The organism is Vibrio sp. SSH13-20, from assembly GCF_040104475.1.
Lineage (GTDB): Bacteria > Pseudomonadota > Gammaproteobacteria > Enterobacterales > Vibrionaceae > Vibrio > Vibrio harveyi.
Genome location: NZ_JBECOU010000004.1, coordinates 376,993 through 396,149 on the forward strand (window position 1 = coordinate 376,993; position 19,157 = coordinate 396,149).

General features: G+C 47.0%; 18 protein-coding genes. 8 read left to right on the forward strand and 10 right to left on the reverse strand.

Going from position 1 to position 19,157, the window contains the following annotated elements:
- The first annotated feature begins 3 nt into the window (after nucleotides 1-3).
- Nucleotides 4-1,995 carry a peptidase U32 family protein gene (locus ABMY42_RS13750; RefSeq protein ID WP_349266435.1) on the forward strand — a complete coding sequence of 664 codons (1,992 nt, stop codon included), beginning with the start codon at nucleotides 4-6 and terminating at the stop codon, nucleotides 1,993-1,995.
- A gap of 32 nt (nucleotides 1,996-2,027) precedes the next feature.
- The gene (locus tag ABMY42_RS13755) at nucleotides 2,028-2,423 is read left to right on the forward strand and encodes a hypothetical protein (protein ID WP_349266436.1); all 396 of its coding nucleotides are present in this window, start codon (nucleotides 2,028-2,030) and stop codon (nucleotides 2,421-2,423) included.
- 123 nt (nucleotides 2,424-2,546) lie between these two features.
- Here ABMY42_RS13755 and ABMY42_RS13760 read toward each other — a convergent pair whose 3' ends face one another.
- The 10 genes from ABMY42_RS13760 to agaR (ABMY42_RS13805) all read right to left on the reverse strand — a co-directional run bounded on the left by ABMY42_RS13760 (nucleotide 2,547) and on the right by agaR (ABMY42_RS13805) (nucleotide 11,710).
- Nucleotides 2,547-3,401 (reverse strand): tagatose bisphosphate family class II aldolase, encoded by an 855-nt coding sequence (locus tag ABMY42_RS13760; RefSeq protein ID WP_005448957.1) that lies wholly within the window; start codon nucleotides 3,399-3,401, stop codon nucleotides 2,547-2,549.
- A complete protein-coding gene (nagA, locus tag ABMY42_RS13765; protein ID WP_349266437.1) occupies nucleotides 3,392-4,597 on the reverse strand; it encodes an N-acetylglucosamine-6-phosphate deacetylase in 1,206 nt (401 codons plus the stop codon). The genes ABMY42_RS13760 and nagA overlap by 10 nt, the downstream gene beginning before the upstream one ends.
- Nucleotides 4,587-5,027 (reverse strand): PTS galactosamine/N-acetylgalactosamine transporter subunit IIA, encoded by a 441-nt coding sequence (gene agaF, locus ABMY42_RS13770; protein ID WP_005448952.1) that lies wholly within the window; start codon nucleotides 5,025-5,027, stop codon nucleotides 4,587-4,589. The genes nagA and agaF overlap by 11 nt, the downstream gene beginning before the upstream one ends.
- 59 nt (nucleotides 5,028-5,086) lie before the next feature.
- Entirely contained in the window at nucleotides 5,087-5,971 is an 885-nt protein-coding gene (gene agaE, locus ABMY42_RS13775) for a PTS N-acetylgalactosamine transporter subunit IID (RefSeq protein WP_009696601.1), read from the reverse strand.
- Nucleotides 5,961-6,737, reverse strand: a complete 777-nt coding sequence (agaW, locus tag ABMY42_RS13780; RefSeq protein ID WP_005448948.1) for a PTS N-acetylgalactosamine transporter subunit IIC — start codon at nucleotides 6,735-6,737, stop codon at nucleotides 5,961-5,963. Before agaW ends, agaE begins: the two co-directional genes overlap by 11 nt.
- Nucleotides 6,738-6,753: 16 nt before the next feature.
- On the reverse strand, nucleotides 6,754-7,227 hold the full coding sequence (agaV, locus tag ABMY42_RS13785; protein WP_005448946.1) for a PTS N-acetylgalactosamine transporter subunit IIB: 474 nt from the start codon (nucleotides 7,225-7,227) through the stop codon (nucleotides 6,754-6,756).
- Between the two features lie 22 nt (nucleotides 7,228-7,249).
- The gene (locus ABMY42_RS13790) at nucleotides 7,250-8,407 is read right to left on the reverse strand and encodes an SIS domain-containing protein (RefSeq protein ID WP_349266438.1); all 1,158 of its coding nucleotides are present in this window, start codon (nucleotides 8,405-8,407) and stop codon (nucleotides 7,250-7,252) included.
- Nucleotides 8,404-9,714 (reverse strand): D-tagatose-bisphosphate aldolase, class II, non-catalytic subunit, encoded by a 1,311-nt coding sequence (locus ABMY42_RS13795; protein ID WP_009702880.1) that lies wholly within the window; start codon nucleotides 9,712-9,714, stop codon nucleotides 8,404-8,406. The genes ABMY42_RS13790 and ABMY42_RS13795 overlap by 4 nt, the downstream gene beginning before the upstream one ends.
- An 8-nt stretch (nucleotides 9,715-9,722) precedes the next feature.
- On the reverse strand, nucleotides 9,723-10,499 hold the full coding sequence (agaR, locus tag ABMY42_RS13800; RefSeq protein ID WP_005448941.1) for a transcriptional repressor AgaR: 777 nt from the start codon (nucleotides 10,497-10,499) through the stop codon (nucleotides 9,723-9,725).
- Between the two features lie 440 nt (nucleotides 10,500-10,939).
- Entirely contained in the window at nucleotides 10,940-11,710 is a 771-nt protein-coding gene (gene agaR, locus ABMY42_RS13805) for a transcriptional repressor AgaR (RefSeq protein WP_009696595.1), read from the reverse strand.
- A 235-nt stretch (nucleotides 11,711-11,945) separates the two neighbouring features.
- On the opposite strand from agaR (ABMY42_RS13805), the gene ABMY42_RS13810 reads away from it, so the two are divergent.
- The 6 genes from ABMY42_RS13810 to ABMY42_RS13835 all read left to right on the forward strand — a co-directional run bounded on the left by ABMY42_RS13810 (nucleotide 11,946) and on the right by ABMY42_RS13835 (nucleotide 19,145).
- Nucleotides 11,946-12,191: a DUF3297 family protein gene (locus tag ABMY42_RS13810; RefSeq protein WP_005448935.1), complete on the forward strand. Its 246-nt coding sequence runs from the start codon at nucleotides 11,946-11,948 to the stop codon at nucleotides 12,189-12,191.
- A gap of 225 nt (nucleotides 12,192-12,416) precedes the next feature.
- The gene (locus ABMY42_RS13815) at nucleotides 12,417-13,127 is read left to right on the forward strand and encodes an ABC transporter ATP-binding protein (RefSeq protein WP_349266439.1); all 711 of its coding nucleotides are present in this window, start codon (nucleotides 12,417-12,419) and stop codon (nucleotides 13,125-13,127) included.
- Nucleotides 13,114-15,639, forward strand: a complete 2,526-nt coding sequence (locus ABMY42_RS13820; protein WP_349266440.1) for an ABC transporter permease — start codon at nucleotides 13,114-13,116, stop codon at nucleotides 15,637-15,639. The genes ABMY42_RS13815 and ABMY42_RS13820 overlap by 14 nt, the downstream gene beginning before the upstream one ends.
- Nucleotides 15,639-16,772, forward strand: coding sequence for a lipocalin-like domain-containing protein (locus ABMY42_RS13825; protein ID WP_349266441.1), 1,134 nt, complete (start codon nucleotides 15,639-15,641; stop codon nucleotides 16,770-16,772). The genes ABMY42_RS13820 and ABMY42_RS13825 overlap by 1 nt, the downstream gene beginning before the upstream one ends.
- Before the next feature lie 82 nt (nucleotides 16,773-16,854).
- Nucleotides 16,855-17,706 carry a helix-turn-helix domain-containing protein gene (locus ABMY42_RS13830; protein ID WP_349266442.1) on the forward strand — a complete coding sequence of 284 codons (852 nt, stop codon included), beginning with the start codon at nucleotides 16,855-16,857 and terminating at the stop codon, nucleotides 17,704-17,706.
- Nucleotides 17,707-17,792: 86 nt separating this feature from the next.
- Nucleotides 17,793-19,145 carry an MATE family efflux transporter gene (locus ABMY42_RS13835; RefSeq protein WP_349266443.1) on the forward strand — a complete coding sequence of 451 codons (1,353 nt, stop codon included), beginning with the start codon at nucleotides 17,793-17,795 and terminating at the stop codon, nucleotides 19,143-19,145.
- Nucleotides 19,146-19,157: the final 12 nt, after the last annotated feature.

Sequence of the window (19,157 nt, forward strand, 5' to 3'; positions counted from 1 at the left end):
CTAGTGACACGCGATCAATTTGAGTTATTAGCGCCAGGTGGCGATTTAGATTCCATTAAAGCAGCCATTGCTGCAGGTGCCGATGCCATCTACTGCGGACTTGACCGCTTTAATGCACGTAACCGCGCAACCAACCTCACCTTAGATAACTTGAACGGCGTATTACAGTTGGCGCATCAGCACAATTGTAAAATTTTCCTCACGTTGAACGTGTTAATTCTGGAAAGCGAAATTCCTGCTATCGTTCGCTTACTTAGCCAGTTGAACAACACCGCGATTGACGGCGTAATCGTGCAGGATCTTGGTCTTGCTTACATTCTCAAGAACCACTTCCCAGAGTTAGATGTACACGCTTCAACCCAGCTCAACACTCACAATGAAGGACAGATTCTGTTCCTCAATCAGTTAACAGCGAGCCGCGTGAACCTCTCTCGTGAACTCAATATCCATGAAATAAAACACCTAGCTCAGTTCGGTCGTCAGCACAACGTGATGATGGAAGTGTTCGTTCACGGCTCTTACTGCATTGGTTTCTCTGGCATTTGCTACATTAGCTCAGCGCGTAATGGTGCATCGGGCAACCGTGGACGCTGTAGTCAGCCTTGTCGTGAGCAATACGAGACAACCAAGACAGGCAACAGCTACCCGCTCAACATGAAAGACAACTCAGCTTTTGGCGATCTAGAAGCGCTTGCCGATGCAGGTGTGTATTCATTGAAAGTAGAAGGTCGCATCAAGAAGTCCCACTACGTTTACACCGTCGTCGATAATTGGCGTAAGCAGATTGATCGCTTATGTGATGGCGTAGAGCTGTCGAGCGATACCACAGAGTTGTACACCGTATTCAACCGTGATTTCTCCAACGCATTTTTGCAAGGCGACTTCGGTAAAGCGATGTATATCGACAACCCACGCGACCATGCGGTGAAACACTTCTCAAAGATATACAAATGCGAATCCGCGGACGATGTGCAAACAGTGAAGAAGAAGCTGTACGACGACAAAACCGCAATCATCGAAAAAGTCGCCGAGAAGACGCAAGACTTTGACGTCACGGCAACACAAACCTCAGGCAGTAGTTTAAAAGGCGCCATTGATGTACCGAGTTTACCGACGCTACCTCAGCCACAAGAGCGTGAAGGGACAGCAAAACTATCGGTACTGATTTCGTCGCTAGAAGATGCTTCGCTGTGCAAATATCGCGATGTCGATGTGTACTTTCAACTACCAATGGGATTAGCGAGCGAGTTAAACGCCATGGTCGACTTATTCCAAGAAAACACGGCGTTGAAGCCTTGGTTCCCTGCAATTTTGATTGGCGACGATTACCAAGCTGCACGCAAGTTCTTAGACATTATCCAACCAGAGCTGCTGATCACCAACAACTCTGGCGTAGGCATACTCGCTCAAGAGCTTGGATTAGGTTGGGTTGCAGGTCCACAAATGAATACGGTGAACTCATACTCATTTAAGTGTTTGCAAGAAGAATTCGCGGCACGCGGAGCATTTATCTCAAACGAGCTGAACATGAAGCAAATGCGTCATATTAAACGCCCACACAACATGCGCAGTTACTACAGCATTTACCACCCAAATACGCTCTTAACCAGTCGCCAATGTTTGTTCCAACAAACCGAAGGTTGCCGCAAAATCAAGGTTAACAAAGGTTGTTTGAAGCGTTGTGATAAACGCACATCAATCATCAACCTCAAAGACAACCCATATGTGGTACAAAAGCAAAAAGGCAGCCATAACGCAATTTACAGCGAACATAACGTGCTGAACCTGCAAGTATTGCAAGATTTGCCGCAGCTGTTTACAGACGTGTTGATTGACCTACGTGATATCCAGACAGAAACCAAAGTCACAATCACCAAACCTGAGCTAATAGAGGCTTTTTCAACGCTGCTTGATGAACACATTGAGCAGAATGTAGACGCTCTGAATGTTGCGATTCACCCTATTGCTAATGCTCAGTATTTAAAAGGCTTATAAGCGAATAGAGCAAGATTGCACTCGCACAATTTATGGGAGACTTATACCCAATGAAGCAAGAAACGCTCAGCTACTTTGATGATCTGAATTACAACGTTGTGACGCAATCAGAAGACGTCTATGAGCTCACGCAAAACCGCACGGGGTTGACGGTAGAGCTCAACTTCTCTGCTCTTGGTAAAGGCAAATTGCCCGCAGAAAGCGCGCAAAAAACTGATAAGAAACTTTATTTTATCGATATTGATGACATCGAAAACATCGGTTTTGAAGCACTCGAATCTTTTGTCATCAGGCTGAATGAACATTGTTCCATGGTGGTGTTTGAGGAAGAATTCTTTGAACAAAGCATGAAAGAGATGTGGATGTTCTTATCGAATGATCCACGTGATCGTGACGTGTTCAACGACAGTAAATTCTATCGGGCGTAATACCCACATCATAACGGTTAAAATGCCATAAAGATAAAAAGGTGCTAGAAGACCTAGCACCTAGGTAAACATGTCATCGGGGGGAGTTTACCAAATATAATCAGTTGTTAGGGTCAACAGACCCTAGAGCTTTCCTTCACTTCCGCACATATGGATCTTATCCATCACCACCTGTTTCATCGCCGCTTTACCAGGCGTGATGTATTTGCGAGGGTCGTTTGCGTCAGGGTGATGCGCAAAATGTTGTTTGACCGCATTTGAGAACGCGATCTTCAGCTCAGTCGCCACGTTCACCTTGCACACGCCAAGGTCAATACAACGACGAACCATTTCATCAGGAACACCTGATGCGCCATGCAGTACTAACGGAATATCGACAACACCACGGATTTTATCTAAGCGGTTAAAGTCGAGTTTAGGCTCCGCTTTATACAAGCCATGAGCTGTGCCAATTGCCACAGCTAACGAATCAATACCAGTACGACGAACAAACTCTGCGGCAGAAGCTGGGTCGGTCATTAGTGCATCGGCACTGTCGACAATCAGATCGTCTTCTTGACCGCCTAAACGACCTAACTCAGCTTCGACACTTGCGTCGAATCGGTTACAGTATTGAACCACCGAGCGCACAATCTCTATGTTCTGATCAAACGCATAATGCGAACCATCAATCATTACAGAACGAATACCGTGATCGACCTTAGTACAAATGTCTTGTAGGTCTTCATGGTGATCAAGATGAAGAACTAACGGGATCGAATGCTTATGTGCAGCTTCTTTACAAATACTGATCAGGTAATCGGTACCCGCATAATCAAAAGTTCCCGGCGTGCCTGCGAGAATCACTGGAGAGCCCATCTCTGAAGCGGTTTCAACAATGACTTGGACCGTCTCTAAGTTATGAATATTAAATGCAGGCACCGCATAACCAGCTTGTTGAGCACGTTTTAGCATTTCACGGGAAGAAATTAGATACATAAAGCCTCCTGACTTGGTACGGATGCATCAAACACAAGACGCCCATTGACCCAAGTTTTTACAATTGAGAAATCTGATTTAACAGCGACCATAGATGCGCGCTTTCCGGCTTCTAGGGTGCCTAATTGGTGTTGCAAACCTAACGATTGAGCCGGAGTTAACGATGCCATCAACCAAGCTTGCTCTAGTGGGATGTTTAGCCATTTATGAATATTTTTAACTGCTTGCGGCAAGGTCAAAGTGCTGCCTGCCAAACTTCCACTTTCTGTAGTAACGACGCCGCCTTTCATTTGCACTTCGTATTCACCAAGCGTGTAGCGACCATCAGGCATGCCTGTCGCACTCATAGCATCGGTAATCAGCGTCATGCGTTGACCACAGCAGCGATGCGCGACATCTATAGCAGCAGAGTGAACGTGATGCCCATCGGCAATCATTTCGACATAGCTATTGGGGTGGATAAGCCCTGCCCCAACGACTCCTGGATCTCGGTGATGTAGACCACGCATGCCGTTGTAGCAGTGGACAATGCCATTTGCGCCCGCATCCAACGCCTGTTTCACTTGGTCGTAACTCGCATCAGTATGCCCAAGCATCACTTTAATACCCTGTTTATTCAGGTAACGAATCGCATCGATTGCCCCGTCTTTTTCTGGAGCCAGTGCGACGGTGACGAGCTGGTCATCACAATAAGAAATCCACTGCTCCAACTCTTCGAGCGATAAATCTCTAAACCATGTCGTCGGGTGCGCGCCGCGATTCTTCTCGGTGAAATAAGGTCCCTCTAGATACGCACCTAAGATCTCAGCACCATCAACGCCATGTCGTTTACTCACAGCAACTTGCTTTAACGCGGCACGAATTTTTGCCACAGGAGCGGTTACGGTTGTGGCAACAAATGCGGTGACGCCCAAGCTCGCGAAATAGCGAGACATCGTATTGAGGCTGTCATGCTCGGCATCCATAACGTCACAGCCTTTGGCTCCATGCACATGACTGTCAATCAGGCCGGGTAGTATGCTCACCTCACCTAAGTCAATAAAATCAATATGTTGATGAGAGTTGAATGGCTCAACAGAATCAATCACCCCATTTTCGTTGATGCGAATTAGCCCATCATCAAGCCATCTATCACCTTGCAATACACGCTGAGCTCGGTAGCAAGAATCTCTTGCACGATCTTGTTCAGATGCCATCTTCTTCTACCGTTCCCACATGTTTGGCTTTCTCAGCCATTTCAGCACTCAACGAAGTAATGCCACGATGCCCACAAGCCAGCGCTTGATCGCGAAACTCAGCGAGATCGAGTTCATCGCGTTCCAAAAGCATCTCAGCCGCCATCTGCATGTTTGTTCCCGTTACAACCTGGACATCGTCACGCTCTTGACTGATCAGTGATGCAGTACGAAAAGGTGTACCTCCCAACAAATCAGTCAAGAAAACAATACCTTCGCCAGAATCAACTTCATTAATCGCCTCGCGCATTGACACTTCCAGTTGCGGAGTCGTTGCCTCTTCTGGAAAGTCGATAAACTTAAATTGAGGTTGCTCCCCAATAACCTGAAACACCGCTTTGGCAAGACCGGAAGCAAACCCTCCGTGACCAGATAGAATTACAGCAATCATTTACGTTTCCTTAATGGGGCAGAGTACTCTACCCCAATGTTTTGTGTGTCCAATGTGATTTATAAGAAACCCATAAAACGCCCAACAACGCCTAACACCACGGTGATACCGATAAGTTTTAGCGGGCTCCAACCACGCTTGACGAGCGCGTACATAGCTAGGGTGTAGACCAATGGAAGAAACGCTGGCATGAGTTTATCGATCACATCGCCTTGCAGTTTCACCACGGCATCACCGGCGGTAATTTCTGCGGTCGTCGATAGACGAACATAAGTCGCCACCAAAGCACCTATCACCGTCATACCTACCATCGAAGCCGCGTGTCCGACTTTCTTCGTGTTGGCTTTGATAACAGGGATAGCAGCAACCCCCATGCGATACGCATAATGTGCGAGACCAAATCGCAGACCAAAATGCACCACGTTAAACAGCACAATAAAGAACACCGCACCCATGATGGAGCCTTGCAGCGCAAGGTCTGCACCGATACCGCCACAAATAGGAAGAAGAGTCAGCCAGAACATCGCATCGCCGATGCCACCCATTGGTGCACCAACCGCGATCTTAGTGCTCTGAATACTGCTGACGTTTTGCTTGGAGCGTTCCATCGCCAGAACGATCCCCATGACAAATGTCACCAAGAACGGGTGAGTATTGAAGAACCCCATATGACCTTGCATTGCTTTAGATAGGTCAGCTTTATTGGTGTGAATCTTCTTCAGCGCAGGCAGTAGTCCGTACAACCAACCAGAAGCCTGCATACGTTCGTAGTTGAAAGACGCTTGGAGTAGCAGCGAGCGCCACGCCATACGATTGATGTCTGCTTTGGTTAGATCTGCACCAATCTCTTTATTTTCATACTCATCTTCAGCCACGCCAGGAGCTGGCTGCACATCAACATTTTGGTTACGAAGGTCGAGTTCGTTACTTACATTAGATTCCATCTTCAAAGTCCTCAGCAGGTGCAGTTACAGGAGTGGGTTCCGTTTTACGCATGAAGTCGATAATGGCCATGGCCGTCGCAGCCGCGGCAATCGCTAAGATTGGCAGTTGAAGCCAAGCTGCAGCGACGAAGCCAAGGATGAAGTAAGGAATGTAGGCGTTCTTCATCATGATTTTCATCAAGACAGCAAAGCCTATTGCAGGCATGATGCCACCAGCGACGCCTAAGCCATCAATGAGATCTTTCGGTAGTACTTCAACGATTTTCCCTGCATGTTCAGCCCCAAGATAAACGGGTAAGAATGCACACAGAAAGTAGAAAGAACCGAGTACAGCAAGTGCCATATAGTTCACGCGTTCAATACCATTGGTATCCGCATTTTGTGCGTACTCGTCACACTTAGACATGACCGCAGACATTGCAGAAAAGAGCAGCGTAATGCCCATCTGTACGGCAACGGCGAAAGGCACAGCGACACCAACCGCAACATTTGGCTCGACTTTGGTTGTAATCGCAAAAGCCGTACCCACGATGGTGCCGATGATAACGTTTGGTGGTTGAGCCCCCGCAAGAGGGGCAAGTCCCATCCAAATCAATTCAAGCGTACCGCCGACCAAGATACCGGTTTGCAAGTCGCCTAAAATCAGACCAACAAGTGGACCAAGCACCACCGGACGGTGGAAGTGAGTAAGACCATTAAATAAATCTAGGCCAGCAAAAAAGGCTAAGATGCCGAGCATCAAGGCCTGTAAGAGTCCTATTTCCATGATTTCTTTCCTATTGTTAGATAAGAGTAAAGAGGTCAGTCGCACTTTCAGTTGGCACCCCTTGGATCGTGCATTTCACCCCTAGTGCTTTTAATTTTTCAAACTCCGCAACGTCTTCAGTTCCGACTGAAACCGTCTTGGCAATTTGCTTTTTTCCCTCAACGTAGTGCATGTTTCCGACGTTGATATTGCTAATTGGCACACCGCCTTCCACCAATTGGCGGAAATCTTTTGGTGTGCGACAAACCATTAGAATTCGTTGGCGTTCAGCCGCTTTATGGATGGTGTCGATGGTCTTTTTCACCGTCCAAAATCGGATTGCGATGCCATCTGCTAGCACCATCTCCATTAAGTTCTGTTGAATGGTGTCTTCTGCTACCTCATCGTTCACAACGACAATAATGTTGGCATCCGCAAAACCTACCCATTGCACACCCACTTGGCCATGAACGAGGCGCTCATCAATACGACTTAACACGATATTTGGCATGGTCTATTCCTTTTCGAATCCGTTACTTGTTGAATGGGTAGATGGTGACACCTTGCACCACACGATTGACTTCACCGGTTGGGCACGGATTGTCCGGTCCAAATCCCAGTTGAAGTGATTTTTCAAATGCCAACATTTGGCAGAAGAGAATGAATGGGAAGCACAGCCACTGATCGCCCAAGTCCAATCTCCCAAATTCAAAAACATCATCTTCGTTGAGAGACAGTTCTGTGAGAGCAATATGAGCTAATGCTTGTTTGTCGCGTCGGATCTCATTGAATAAATCCAGATCGTACCCACGGGTATAAGCGTCACTTGATAGCAACTGGATCACGACCGCTTTATCGTTAATGGTGAATTTAGGACCATGGCGGAAGCCAAGAGATGAGTCGAAAGCCGTCATCACTTTACCTGCACTTAGCTCAAGCGATTTGAGTGATGCTTCACGGGCAAGCCCTGCAAAACCACCACTACCAATTACGATTAAACGCTCATAAGGCTGGCTGGCGAGCACCTTAATAGCAGACTCCCATTGCTCTAACTTGGCTTCGCAAAGTGCTGCTACCACTTCAATTTGTTCATGCCATTGTTTTGGAGATTGACCACCAAATAACGTCAGCGTAGACATCAACATACAACTGAAGCTCGATGTCATCGCAAAGCTCTTATCATTTGAGCCTTCAGGCATGATCACGCAGCAAGCATTTTGCGCAGTTCGAGCGTAATGAGAGAGTTCCCCGTCACGGTTACACGTCAAGAACAAGTGATGACAATGAGGAACAAGCTGATCGACAAGAGCAACAGCAGCAACACTTTCCGGGCTATTACCAGAGCGGGCGTAAGAAACGACCAAGGTCGGACGACTTGGGTCCAGATACTGCTCCGGGTTTGACACTAAATCCGTGGTTGGGATGGACTCAACTTGAAATCTCAGCCCCTCTTGAATAAATGGTGCTGCCGCATCGCCGACAAATGCAGATGTGCCCGCACCAGTCAAAATAATGCGTAGGTCTGGCTGCTCAAGCAGAGGCGTTAGAAAATCGCGGATTGCCTCATACTGCTCTTCTAAAATGGTAGAAAGTGCTCGCCATAACTGAGGTTGATGACTGATTTCTTGAGCCGTATGAACACCATTACGTTGTTCTAACCATGGCAACTCATAGCCTAAAACTGAACTCATTTGGTCGTCTCCTTGCTAGCCACTGAATTGGCGTAACAGGCTTCGGAATAGACTTGTGTCACTTCCATAATCTTGTGCACGACAATCTCAGCAGGTTGATTTTGAATTTGATGTTGAGAAATTGCCTTAGCTTGGTTGGGTAAATATTGGCTAAGGATTGTGATTGGCAGAGGGTGAGCAGCTAAGTTGTCAAACAGAGCTTGCTGCGCCGCTTTAACCTCTGGATGATTCCAGTAGTAACGGATGCGATCACTCAAGCTGTAGCTGCAATCGAGATATTGTTGATGCCCTTTGCTGGAGTAGTGAGAACGCCAATAATTAGGTTGCTCTCTCATCACTTGTTCTATGGTTTCGCGTAAGTGAGAAGCATGATGAGCGCCTAACCACTCTTTCTCCGCAGAGTCCAGACCATACAAGGCTTCACGCAAAGCAAATGTGAGAGCTGGACCGACTTTGAGAATCGCAAAATGATCGCGAATCAGTTGGTGATATGCCTCTGGGTTTTGGTAATCCGTAGAATGCGCTTCGAAGACCAGGTTTGGTTGGCTGTCGATCATATTGCTTAACGATCGCGCTGCCGCACTGTGGTAGTGATGTACTGAGTGGTGATCAAATTCCACTCCTGGTTGCACCACTAAGCCAATCACACGAGGCCAAACATAGCTAAGCCCGATATCACTGAACGTTTGATGATGAGCATTTAGCGTTGCCAATGCTTCTTCCGCTTTCGTCACTTGAATACCTTCTTCTTCAAGCGACTCAAGAGCACCACCTGGCGTTGGAACTTCCGTGCCAACCACATACACTGGCGCTTCACCACCGACCGTTTTCCATGCTTGCTCTGCCACCAAACATAACTGGGCAGCACGCTGCGCCATTAGCTCTTCACTCAGCGGTACCTCGTCATCGGCACAAGGCATTGAACAATCGAGATGAATCTTCTTAAAGCCCGCGCAAACATAGTCTCGAATCATTTGCGCTGAATATTCCATTGCTTGGCTTGCTGGTAAGTGCTGCCAACAGTTAGGACCAAGATGATCGCCACCCAATACCACGTTCTCAGCGGGAAAATTAACCCGCTCAGCCAAATCAAATACGTGGCTCGCGAAATCTTGTGGCGTCATTCCGGTGTAGCCACCAAACTGATTAACTTGATTTGACGTTGCCTCAATCAAAACCAGTTGCTCATTTTGCGCAGCCTGCTTTATCGCAGCTTCAAGTACTAAGGGATGAGCAGAACACACCGCATAAATACCGGTAAGCTGACCTTGTTTGTGTTGCTCGATTAGAGAAAGTAACGCTTTCATTTTGATTCCTAGTTAACGATTTGATCCGCAATGACGACATCTACGCCAAGTTCAATAAGGGATTGGTGCGTGTTATGGGGAATGTTGCGATCTGTGACCAAGACGTCGATCTGGCTTGCAGCTCGGATCATGCAAAAGCTTTTGCGCCCAAATTTGCTTGAATCGGTGACAGCAATGACTTGGCGAGCAACCTCACACATGGCGCGATTTACTTGAGCTTCTTGATTGTCCGGCGTAGTCACGCCAGCAAGCAGGTCGAATCCGTCCACGCCCAAAAACAGCTTGTCAAAAAGGTAAGATCGAATTTGCTGTTCACCATGGTTACCTATCAGTGAACAAGAAGCGCGACGCAGGCTACCTCCAACCACATGTAACTCGACGTTTTCCATCTTGCTAAGTTGGTAGGCGGTATTGAGGGCGTTGGTCATCACAACCAATTGCTGTTTATTGACCAAGTACTGCGGCATAAGACCTATCGTGGTACCGGAATCCAAAATGATCGCTTCGCCATCTTGAATAAGGCTCGCAGCAGCCTGTGCTATCGCTTGTTTCGCACTGCGATTAAGTTGATCTTTGCGGTAGAGCGGTTGGTCAAAGGCAAAGTTAGGGTTGAGTGTTGCGCCACCATAACAGCGAAAAACACAGCCTTCTTTTTCTAGAAGATTGAGATCGTGGCGAATGGTGACAGCCGATACATTGTAATGCTCGACAAAGTCGTCCACTTTTCCTGAACCATGACGACAAATATGAGCCATGATTTGCTGTCTTCGTTCTGCACTGTTCATTCACCAACTCTCCTTTCGTTCCATTTCGCTTTCCGTTAGAAATGTTTCGATTTTCTTTTCGTTGGTATTAAAACAGGGCGAAGTTAGGAAAAGTGAAAGTTAGATCACAGTCATTTTTCTTTCGTTTTCACCCCAAAAAACCTTTCACTTCATGAAAAACGAAAGGCTTTTCTTTCGTTATTAAATTGAAAGTAATCACAAAGGGGCGCATAAAAACTCACTTTCGATACAAGGAAAGTGAAAGGCAGGATGAAATAGAGTTAACAGCTGTCGTTTCGAACTACAGCCTGCGCGAGATCACAAAATGCAATATCGGTTATTTTTTTGAAGGTCGATGAAGTCGTTAGAAGGCGTTTTTTTGATGCTGAAGTTGCACAAAGGTTTAAGTCGATCAGAAATAATCGTCACGATATTGATAGAAAAACCAATATCACTAATCACTAATCAACAATACGTACATCAACGCCCATTGAAGTGAGATGTTCAAGGTAATCGGACGGGATGCCACTGTCAGTAATGAGCATATCAAGTTGCTCTGGTCGGGCAATAAGGCAAAAACTCTGACGAGAAAACTTTGATGAGTCAGTTACAGCAATAACGACTTGTGCCGCGTCAAGCATTCTTCGATTAATGTCAGCCTCACCCTGATGAGGAGTCGTGACGCCAGTAGATTTGTCAAAGCCATCAACACCTAAAAAGAGCTTGTTAAAGCGATAGCCTGCGAGGAAGTCCTCACCACTCAAACCGTGGACGGAATAAGAATTCTCACGCATGGTGCCTCCAGTGACCATAACAGAGACATTACTTTGATTGGCAAGGTGATAGGCGATGTTAATGCCATTAGTCATGACGACAAGATCATTCTTGCCTTTCAAATGATAAGCAATTTGCTCTGTGGTTGAACCAGAGTCGAGAATGATTTTATCGCCGTCCGCAATCAACGAGGCAGCATACTCTCCGAGCTTCGCCTTGATATTACTGTTGAGCTGCTTTTTATCATTGAGAGGACGTTCAAACGCAAACTGATTATTCAACAGTGCTCCGCCATAACAACGTTTGACGCAGCCTTGTTTCTCTAGATAGTTGAGGTCATTTCGAATGGTCACTTCTGACACATCATATTGCTTGGCAAAGTCACTCACTTCACCTCGCTGGGCGTTCTGGATGAACCGCAAAATCTCTTTGCGCCTTAATGATGCGTTTAATTTCATAAAAGTTGATCACCGGTAACAAGCTATAGATGTAATGATAGGTACTCGTATCTGTTTATAATGCAACCTTTCTTTAATGCTATCAAATTGAAATCGAGAGTGTATTCACGCCAAAAAAGACGATAGCATGGCTGTGAGTGTTATACGCTTCAAACTCACATCAACATTTCTTGAACACTCGCCTTGCACTGACTACAATGGCGCACTTTTTTTACGGACTTCAAGGTCACACAAAATGACAGATACAGCTAAACCAGCTCTACCAGATCGCCTAGCGGGTAACCCACGTAGCCCATTCTTCATCAAAGAATGTTTCGATCACCAAATCGGTATCCGTTTTAACGGCAAAGAGCGTACTGACGTAGAAGAATACTGCATCAGCGAAGGTTGGGTAAAAATTGCTTCTCCTAAAGCAAAAGACCGTTTTGGTAACCCAATGCTTATCAAACTTAAAGGCGAAGTTGAAGCGTACTACGTGTAAGCTGACCACGCTAAATTTCTTTGAAAGCTCGAGTCTGACTCGGGCTTTTTTAATGCCTGCCATATCCCCTCCTCGTTTAATCTAATCCCTCTTCTTTTCAGTACAAGTTATTAAGAAATCGATGTAAATCGCTGTTTTTATCTTATTGTTGTCTAAAGTTTCTATAGAACTTACTGTAATAACCATTGCCAAAAGAAACGACACCTTTGAACACAAGGAGAGGAAATGGAAAGCCCACTTGTCACACTTAAACATGCGAGTAAAAGCTTTGTCGATGGTAAAGAGACACATCGCGTGTTGGAAGGCGTCGACTTTACGTTGAACACAGGAGCGAGTGTTGCGCTAACGGGCGCCAGTGGTAGCGGCAAAAGTACCCTACTCAATATCATCGCTGGCTTTGAGCCGATTTCCGAAGGTGAGTTGTGGTTAGATGGCGATAACACGGCGACTTGGAAAGACCCACAATGGAGCCGATTTCGACACCAAAAGCTCGGTGTTATCTTCCAGCAATTCAATCTGTTAACGCCGCTCAACGTGCAGCAAAACATCGCCTTCCCTCTGCATTTGAATCAACAGAAATGGAACGACTGGTGCGATTACTTGGTCGAGACTCTGGGCATCAGCCAACTGCTCGATAGACATGTTTCTGCCCTTTCCGGTGGTCAACAACAACGAGTTGCGATTGCGCGCGCATTAGCCCACAAACCTAAACTGCTGCTTGCTGATGAACCCACAGGTAACCTCGACCAAAAAGCTGGTTTGGAAGTGATGAAACTACTGAGTGAAATCACCACCCAAGGCAATACGGCAGTGCTGTTAGTCACCCACAGTCCTGACTGCGCTGAGTTTATGAAAACACGGCTGCGATTGGATAATAATCAGCTACAGAACAGTCATCAAGTAAACAAACATGAGCTTCACCATGAAGCAAGCTAAGCTCCAAAACACCAGATTCACGCATACTCGACTCGCCCTGAATCTGTTTGCGGCGCACTATCGGCAGGCACCACTGCAAGCCGCCGCGATTCTGATCGGTATCGTGTTGGCTGTGACCTTGTTTGTTGCGGTACAAGCCATCAACCTCAATGCCAAGCGCAGTTATGCGGAATCTACCGAGCAGCTTAGCGCACAAGCTCAGAACTTAATTATTCCACCAGCAGGGCAAAACTATCTGCCTGAATCGCTCTACTTCACCCTTAGACAAAACGGGCTCAGTGCAGCACTACCTGTAATCGAAGGGCGAGTGAGAGATGAACAAGGGCGTCGTTGGTCAGTACAAGGCAGCGAGTTGATTGCCGCTATCTCTTCACGTTCTCGGTATTCTGCAAACGGAAAGTCATCAGAAAACCAACAGAACGTCTCTTTGTTCGACAGTGCTTTACCTTTGCCTGAGCTTTTAGCCGGCAAGCCAATCGTGATGATGAGTCAATCTCAACATCAAAACTTAGGAGAGGTAGAAACCCTAACTCTGGACGACATTCCAACCCAAGTGGTGGTGCTACCCGACGAATGGCAGTTAGGTAGCCGAATGTTGATGGACATTGGCTTTGCCCAGCAACTGCTCAATAAACAAGGACAGCTCAGTTACATTGCGGTTTTCCACTCGGGTGATAAAGGGAATAAAGACACGCAAGCAAATTGGCAGAAGCTGATTGGCGATCAAGGGCAATGGATTTCCAACAATCAAAGCACAGACCTTGGCTCGCTGACCGACAGCTTTCACCTCAATCTCACAGCAATGAGCTTACTTGCCTTTTTAGTCGGGCTGTTCATTGCCTACAACGGCGTAAAATACAGTTTGCTGAAACGCAATCGTCTGTTAGTACAAATCCAACAGGCAGGTGTTGCGCCGAGCATTGTGTTCTCTGCGCTGTTAGTTGAACTCTCTCTTCTCGTTACCATCGGTGCTTCCCTCGGTTTTGTATTGGGCATACAGCTCAGCCATTGGTTGCATCCGACCGTAGCACTGACTCTAGAACAACTTTATGGTGCGACACTGCTGCCCGGCACTTGGCAATGGCAATGGTGGGCGCAAGCCCTGCTGCTCACATTAGCCGCAACCATATTGGCATGTTGGCAGCATTTTAAACAGCGAGTGCGCCAGCCGCTTTCCTCTCATGGCGGATTTTATCAAGCACCTGAAGCCTCTAACGAAAACCAATTGTTCTTGATAGGTGCTGCGTTGACGGCTCTCGCACTTGCAGGGTTATGGCTGAGTGAGCATCATCGCTTTACCATGGCGTGGCTCGGCGTGCTTGTGGTGTCGATTCCTTTGTATCTACCTAAAACACTCAGCGTCTTAGCCAATTGGTGTGAAAAGCGCACCACTTCCGGTTTGATGCAGTATCTGTTTGCTGAGCTGCGCGAGCTGATTTCTCCGCTTTCTCTCGCCATGATGGCACTGCTACTCGCTGTTACAGCCAATATGGGGATGAACACCTTAGTGGGCAGCTTTGAATCCACCCTAAAACAGTGGTTAGAACAAAGACTGCACGCCGATATTTACGTCAGCCCTGCCCAAGGGGAAATCGCAGATGTAGAGCGCGCATTAGGACAGTTCGACAATGTTGAGACCGTCTACAAGCAATACTACGTCGACGATAACCTGAAAGGCTTACCGATTTTGCTTGGCACCAAAGACAAAGACACCTTAGAGCAAACCATGGTGTTCAAATCGCATTTGGAGAACTTCTGGTCCCGCTTTTACCAAGGTGAATTAGTCGCCATCAGTGAACCAACCGCGGTCAAATTGGGTTTATCACTGGGTAGCGAGCTCACACTTGATGCTGTTCCAAATAAGAACCTGCTTGTGGGGGCGATATTTCACGATTACGGTTCACCCAATGGTGAAGTGTTATTGGCACCCAAATTATGGCAAGAGAGTGGCTTTACCGACCTGCCAACAAGCCTTGGCATTAAAGTATCTGGTGACCCACAAATCGTATACGACCAACTGCGCGAGCAACTGAATCTGCATCCAAGTCAGCTCTACGATCAGGCGCAAATCAAATCCATCGCGTTGGATATTTTCTCGCAGACCTTCGCCATTACACGCGCACTCAACGGCGTGACGTTGATGGTCGCGGTGATTGGTTTGTTCAGTGCTTGTTTCATGTTGCTCGACGCGCGCAAAGCCGCCATCGCAAGGCTATATGCACTTGGCGTCAGCCGTCGAAAATTAATGACCATGGTGGTCGGACAGATCGTCGCTTTGGTCAGTTTTACTCTGGTTATCGCCCTACCCCTCGGAGCCATGGTGGGTTATGTGCTGACAGACATCGTCACCTTGCGCGCTTTTGGTTGGAGCCTAAATTATCTGTGGAATTGGAGTGATGCGCTGAGCATTGCGGCGATCACCATCTTGGTGGCAGTGATTGCGACCTTGATTCCGCTGTGGCGATTAGTCAGCAAGCCTGTCGTGTCCAGTTTGCAAAGCGAGGTGTTGTGATGGTTCGATTAGCAAGCAAACTTACTCTACTCATAAGCAGTCTGTTCCTGTTCGGTTGTGAAGATCCCCAACAAAAAAATATGAGCACACAAAATATGGGCGCATTGTTGGGCAGTGGAGACACGCAAAGCGAGAGCAACCCATTCACACCCGTGGAAAAAGGGGTTGAACTCACCTTCCCAGCAGACCATCAAGCGCACCCGAATTTTCGTCATGAATGGTGGTACTTAACCGCTAACTTAATTGATGAAGACAGCAACCCACTTGGCGTCCAATGGACACAATTTCGCTTTGCTGCTGCACCGCCGCCACCGCCAAAGGGCGAAGATGACGTAAAGAAAACCGAATGGCAGACTCAGCAAATCTTCATGGCACACAGCGCGGTCACCACAACCGACAAACACTACGCCGATGAAAAATGGTCACGCGATCAAGCCTCTCTAGCCGGCGTCGACACTTCACCATTTCGGGTTTATCTCGATGATTGGCAGTGGACTTCTTCAACCACCGATCTCTTCCCTGCCACATTGAAGGCGAACTCCGAACAGTTTGGCTATTCGTTGACGCTTACTAGCCACGCACCTTATCAAAAACAAGGCGAGCAAGGTTACAGCACCAAAAGTGCCGATGGTCAGGTGGCTTCGTATTACTACAGCCAACCGTTTATTGATGTCTCCGGTGAAGTCACGATCGACGGCAAAACTCATCAAGTGTCGGGCAAAGGTTGGATAGATCGAGAGTGGAGCTCGCAATTCTTACTCGACTCACAACAAGGCTGGGACTGGTTTGCCCTAAGATTGAGTGACGACACCAGCTTGGTGGTGTTCCAGTTGCGGGATTCCAAAACCGGTCAAGCCAGTTACTCCAGCGCAAGGCTGATGCAGCAAGATGGTTCTGGCATCGCCATTTCTCAAAAAGACATTCAGTTAGAGGCAACCAATCAAACAGATATCCAAGGTCGCAATTATCCAACCCAGTGGCAAGTGTCGATTCCTAAGCAGCAAATCGAGCTTACAATTTCTGCACTCAACCCGAACGCGAAAATGCCGCTTTCGGTGCCTTATTGGGAAGGCCCGGTGCGTATTGATGGCTCTCATTCTGGGACTGGTTATATGGAACTCACCGGCTACTGAGCACAAAAATTTCCGTGCACAATCTTGATTATTCGATTCATAATGATGAAATCATCATCCCCAAGAGCTATTGAATACCCTCATGAGCAATATGATTTCGCCAATCCGACAAGTGCGACTCATTTTAGGTGAGCCGTGTCGAGCGCTTGAATTTTCAGACATCCAAGAAGACCCATACATCGAGCCACATCGCCACGAGTACTGGGAGATTGTCTGGTGCTTGGATAATAGCGGAACGCAGAGCATCGATTTCGTCGAATACCAAAACCGCCTTGGTCGCTTATTTACCATTTCACCAGGGCAGGTTCACCATTCCGAGCTCATGGGTAAAAACATTCGCATGTTGATATTCCGTCCCGGCTTTGCTGAAACCAATCCACGCAGCACGCAGTTGGTGAATAGCGTATTTTCTACGATTGATCGAGCGCCGTACCTCGATTGTAGCGAAGAGAGTTTTCCCTACCTAGAATCAATTTACACCCTAATCAAAGAAGAATGTGAAAGAGAGGATTGTGATTGGGATCTTGTCGAATCACTCATCAACAGCTTTCTACGCTATGCATTGCGCTTTGCTAAAACACCGTCTCAAAAAGGTGAGCAGAAAGACGCTCGCATCGTACAGTTGACCGAATTAATTGAGCTGCATTATCGCGAACAAAAGAAATGCCAGTTCTACTCCGATGCCTTAGCTCTCACCAGCAAACGTCTAAACGAATTAGTGAAAGCCGACAGAGGCAAGACGGTCACGCAACTGATTCATGACCGAATCATATTAGAAGCCAACCGAGAACTGGTGTTTTCGACGAAAACCGTCAAGACCATAGCATTTGAATTAGGCTTTGATGACCCTGCCTATTTCAGCCGCTTCTATCGGAAACAAAAAGGAGAAACACCAGCGGAATTTCGTCTACGATGTTTAGATAGTGCAATATAATGGGCGGATAATCCCTTTTCGCCACGCTTGAATGTACTGATAATACCCGAACATAAATCCACCACATTCGGGTATTTTTCTATTCCATGGCTATCAATCTAAAAACTGATCCCATTTCAAAATCCTTTTATCAGTACCTGTGGCCTGCTCTCACTGGCATGGTGATCAAATCTTTGTTCATCATGGGCGATGCGTTATTTATCGGTTTGGGTGTTGGTCCCGATGGACTTGGCGCTATTGCCTTAGTCATTCCACCGTTTTCGATTTTTACTGCCATCGCCATGATGGTTGGCATTGGTGGCGCCGCAAAAATGTCGATCGAAATTGGTAAAGGCAACTCCGAGTCCAGCCAAATGTGGTTTAGCCAATCCATGTTGATTACCACTTTGCTATCCACTATCACGGTGACGCTCGCTCTCATTTGGTTAGATGAATTGATTGCCTTGATGGGCGCTTCAGGCAACTTGGCTCAGCTTGCTCATGATTACCTTGTTGTACTGTTGCCGTTTTTTACTCTCTATTCCCTCGCTTGGGTACTGTCTTGCTTTGTGCGTAACGACACCAACCCCAAATTGGCAACCTATGCCATGTCGATTGGTGCCATTACTAATCTTGCATTTGATTACCTATTTATCATCGAGATGAACATGGGGATGAAAGGGGCGGCTTACGGCACCGCCATAGCTCAAGCGGTCATCGCACTGATTTTGTTGACTCACTTTGTGCAAAAGAAAGGCGCTTTGGTACTGAGCTTAAAAGGCATCGGATTCAGCAAAACCAAAGAAATTTTAAGCATCGGTACACCGACATTCTTTATCGAAGTCACGTCTGCAATGACCATTGTTTTGTTTAATTATGTCTTACTGACTCAATTTGGTGAGAGTCATATCATTGCCTACGGCTTGACTACGAACGTCGGTGTGTTCGCCCTCTTTGTCATGGTCGGCATCGCGCAAGCGTGTCAGCCAATCATCAGCTTTAACCACGGCGCAGATCGCCCAGAGCGCATTGATGAGATCTTAAAACTAGGGTTAAAAACGGCAATTGGTAGCGGCACCGTCTTCCTAATGGGGATTTGGTTATTGGCACCCATAATTGCATCGGTGTACTTAGGTAACAGCAACGACTTGATCCCACTTGCCGCGACTGCACTCACCTTCTACTTCTTCGGCGTGCCTTTGATGGGGTTAAACATGGTGATTGCTAATTTGTTCCAAGCCATTGCCAAACCAAAGCAAGCAACACTCATTTCATTGAGCCGAGGGTTTGTTTTTGTTGCGTTGGGTGTTTTGATACTGCCTAAGTTCTTCCCCCACAACGGTATTTGGGCAAGCATTCTCTTCGCAGAGTCTTTCACCGCGGTGATCAGCTTGAGCATGTTATTCAATTACCGGAAACGCGCGGTAGAACCAACAAATGCTTTCGCGAGCAGTTCTTAGTTCAACCAAACC

Bases quoted from the DNA above. Each gene is read 5' to 3' on its own strand.
- ABMY42_RS13755 (WP_349266436.1), top strand. From the start codon at position 2,028: ATGGGAGACTTATACCCAATGAAGCAAGAAACGCTCAGCTACTTTGAT.
- ABMY42_RS13760 (WP_005448957.1), bottom strand. From the start codon at position 3,401: ATGTATCTAATTTCTTCCCGTGAAATGCTAAAACGTGCTCAACAAGCT.
- nagA (WP_349266437.1), bottom strand. From the start codon at position 4,597: ATGGCATCTGAACAAGATCGTGCAAGAGATTCTTGCTACCGAGCTCAG.
- agaF (WP_005448952.1), bottom strand. From the start codon at position 5,027: ATGATTGCTGTAATTCTATCTGGTCACGGAGGGTTTGCTTCCGGTCTT.
- agaE (WP_009696601.1), bottom strand. From the start codon at position 5,971: ATGGAATCTAATGTAAGTAACGAACTCGACCTTCGTAACCAAAATGTT.
- agaW (WP_005448948.1), bottom strand. From the start codon at position 6,737: ATGGAAATAGGACTCTTACAGGCCTTGATGCTCGGCATCTTAGCCTTT.
- agaV (WP_005448946.1), bottom strand. From the start codon at position 7,227: ATGCCAAATATCGTGTTAAGTCGTATTGATGAGCGCCTCGTTCATGGC.
- ABMY42_RS13790 (WP_349266438.1), bottom strand. From the start codon at position 8,407: ATGAGTTCAGTTTTAGGCTATGAGTTGCCATGGTTAGAACAACGTAAT.
- ABMY42_RS13795 (WP_009702880.1), bottom strand. From the start codon at position 9,714: ATGAAAGCGTTACTTTCTCTAATCGAGCAACACAAACAAGGTCAGCTT.
- agaR (WP_005448941.1), bottom strand. From the start codon at position 10,499: ATGAACAGTGCAGAACGAAGACAGCAAATCATGGCTCATATTTGTCGT.
- agaR (WP_009696595.1), bottom strand. From the start codon at position 11,710: ATGAAATTAAACGCATCATTAAGGCGCAAAGAGATTTTGCGGTTCATC.
- ABMY42_RS13810 (WP_005448935.1), top strand. From the start codon at position 11,946: ATGACAGATACAGCTAAACCAGCTCTACCAGATCGCCTAGCGGGTAAC.
- ABMY42_RS13815 (WP_349266439.1), top strand. From the start codon at position 12,417: ATGGAAAGCCCACTTGTCACACTTAAACATGCGAGTAAAAGCTTTGTC.
- ABMY42_RS13820 (WP_349266440.1), top strand. From the start codon at position 13,114: ATGAAGCAAGCTAAGCTCCAAAACACCAGATTCACGCATACTCGACTC.
- ABMY42_RS13825 (WP_349266441.1), top strand. From the start codon at position 15,639: ATGGTTCGATTAGCAAGCAAACTTACTCTACTCATAAGCAGTCTGTTC.
- ABMY42_RS13830 (WP_349266442.1), top strand. From the start codon at position 16,855: ATGAGCAATATGATTTCGCCAATCCGACAAGTGCGACTCATTTTAGGT.
- ABMY42_RS13835 (WP_349266443.1), top strand. From the start codon at position 17,793: ATGGCTATCAATCTAAAAACTGATCCCATTTCAAAATCCTTTTATCAG.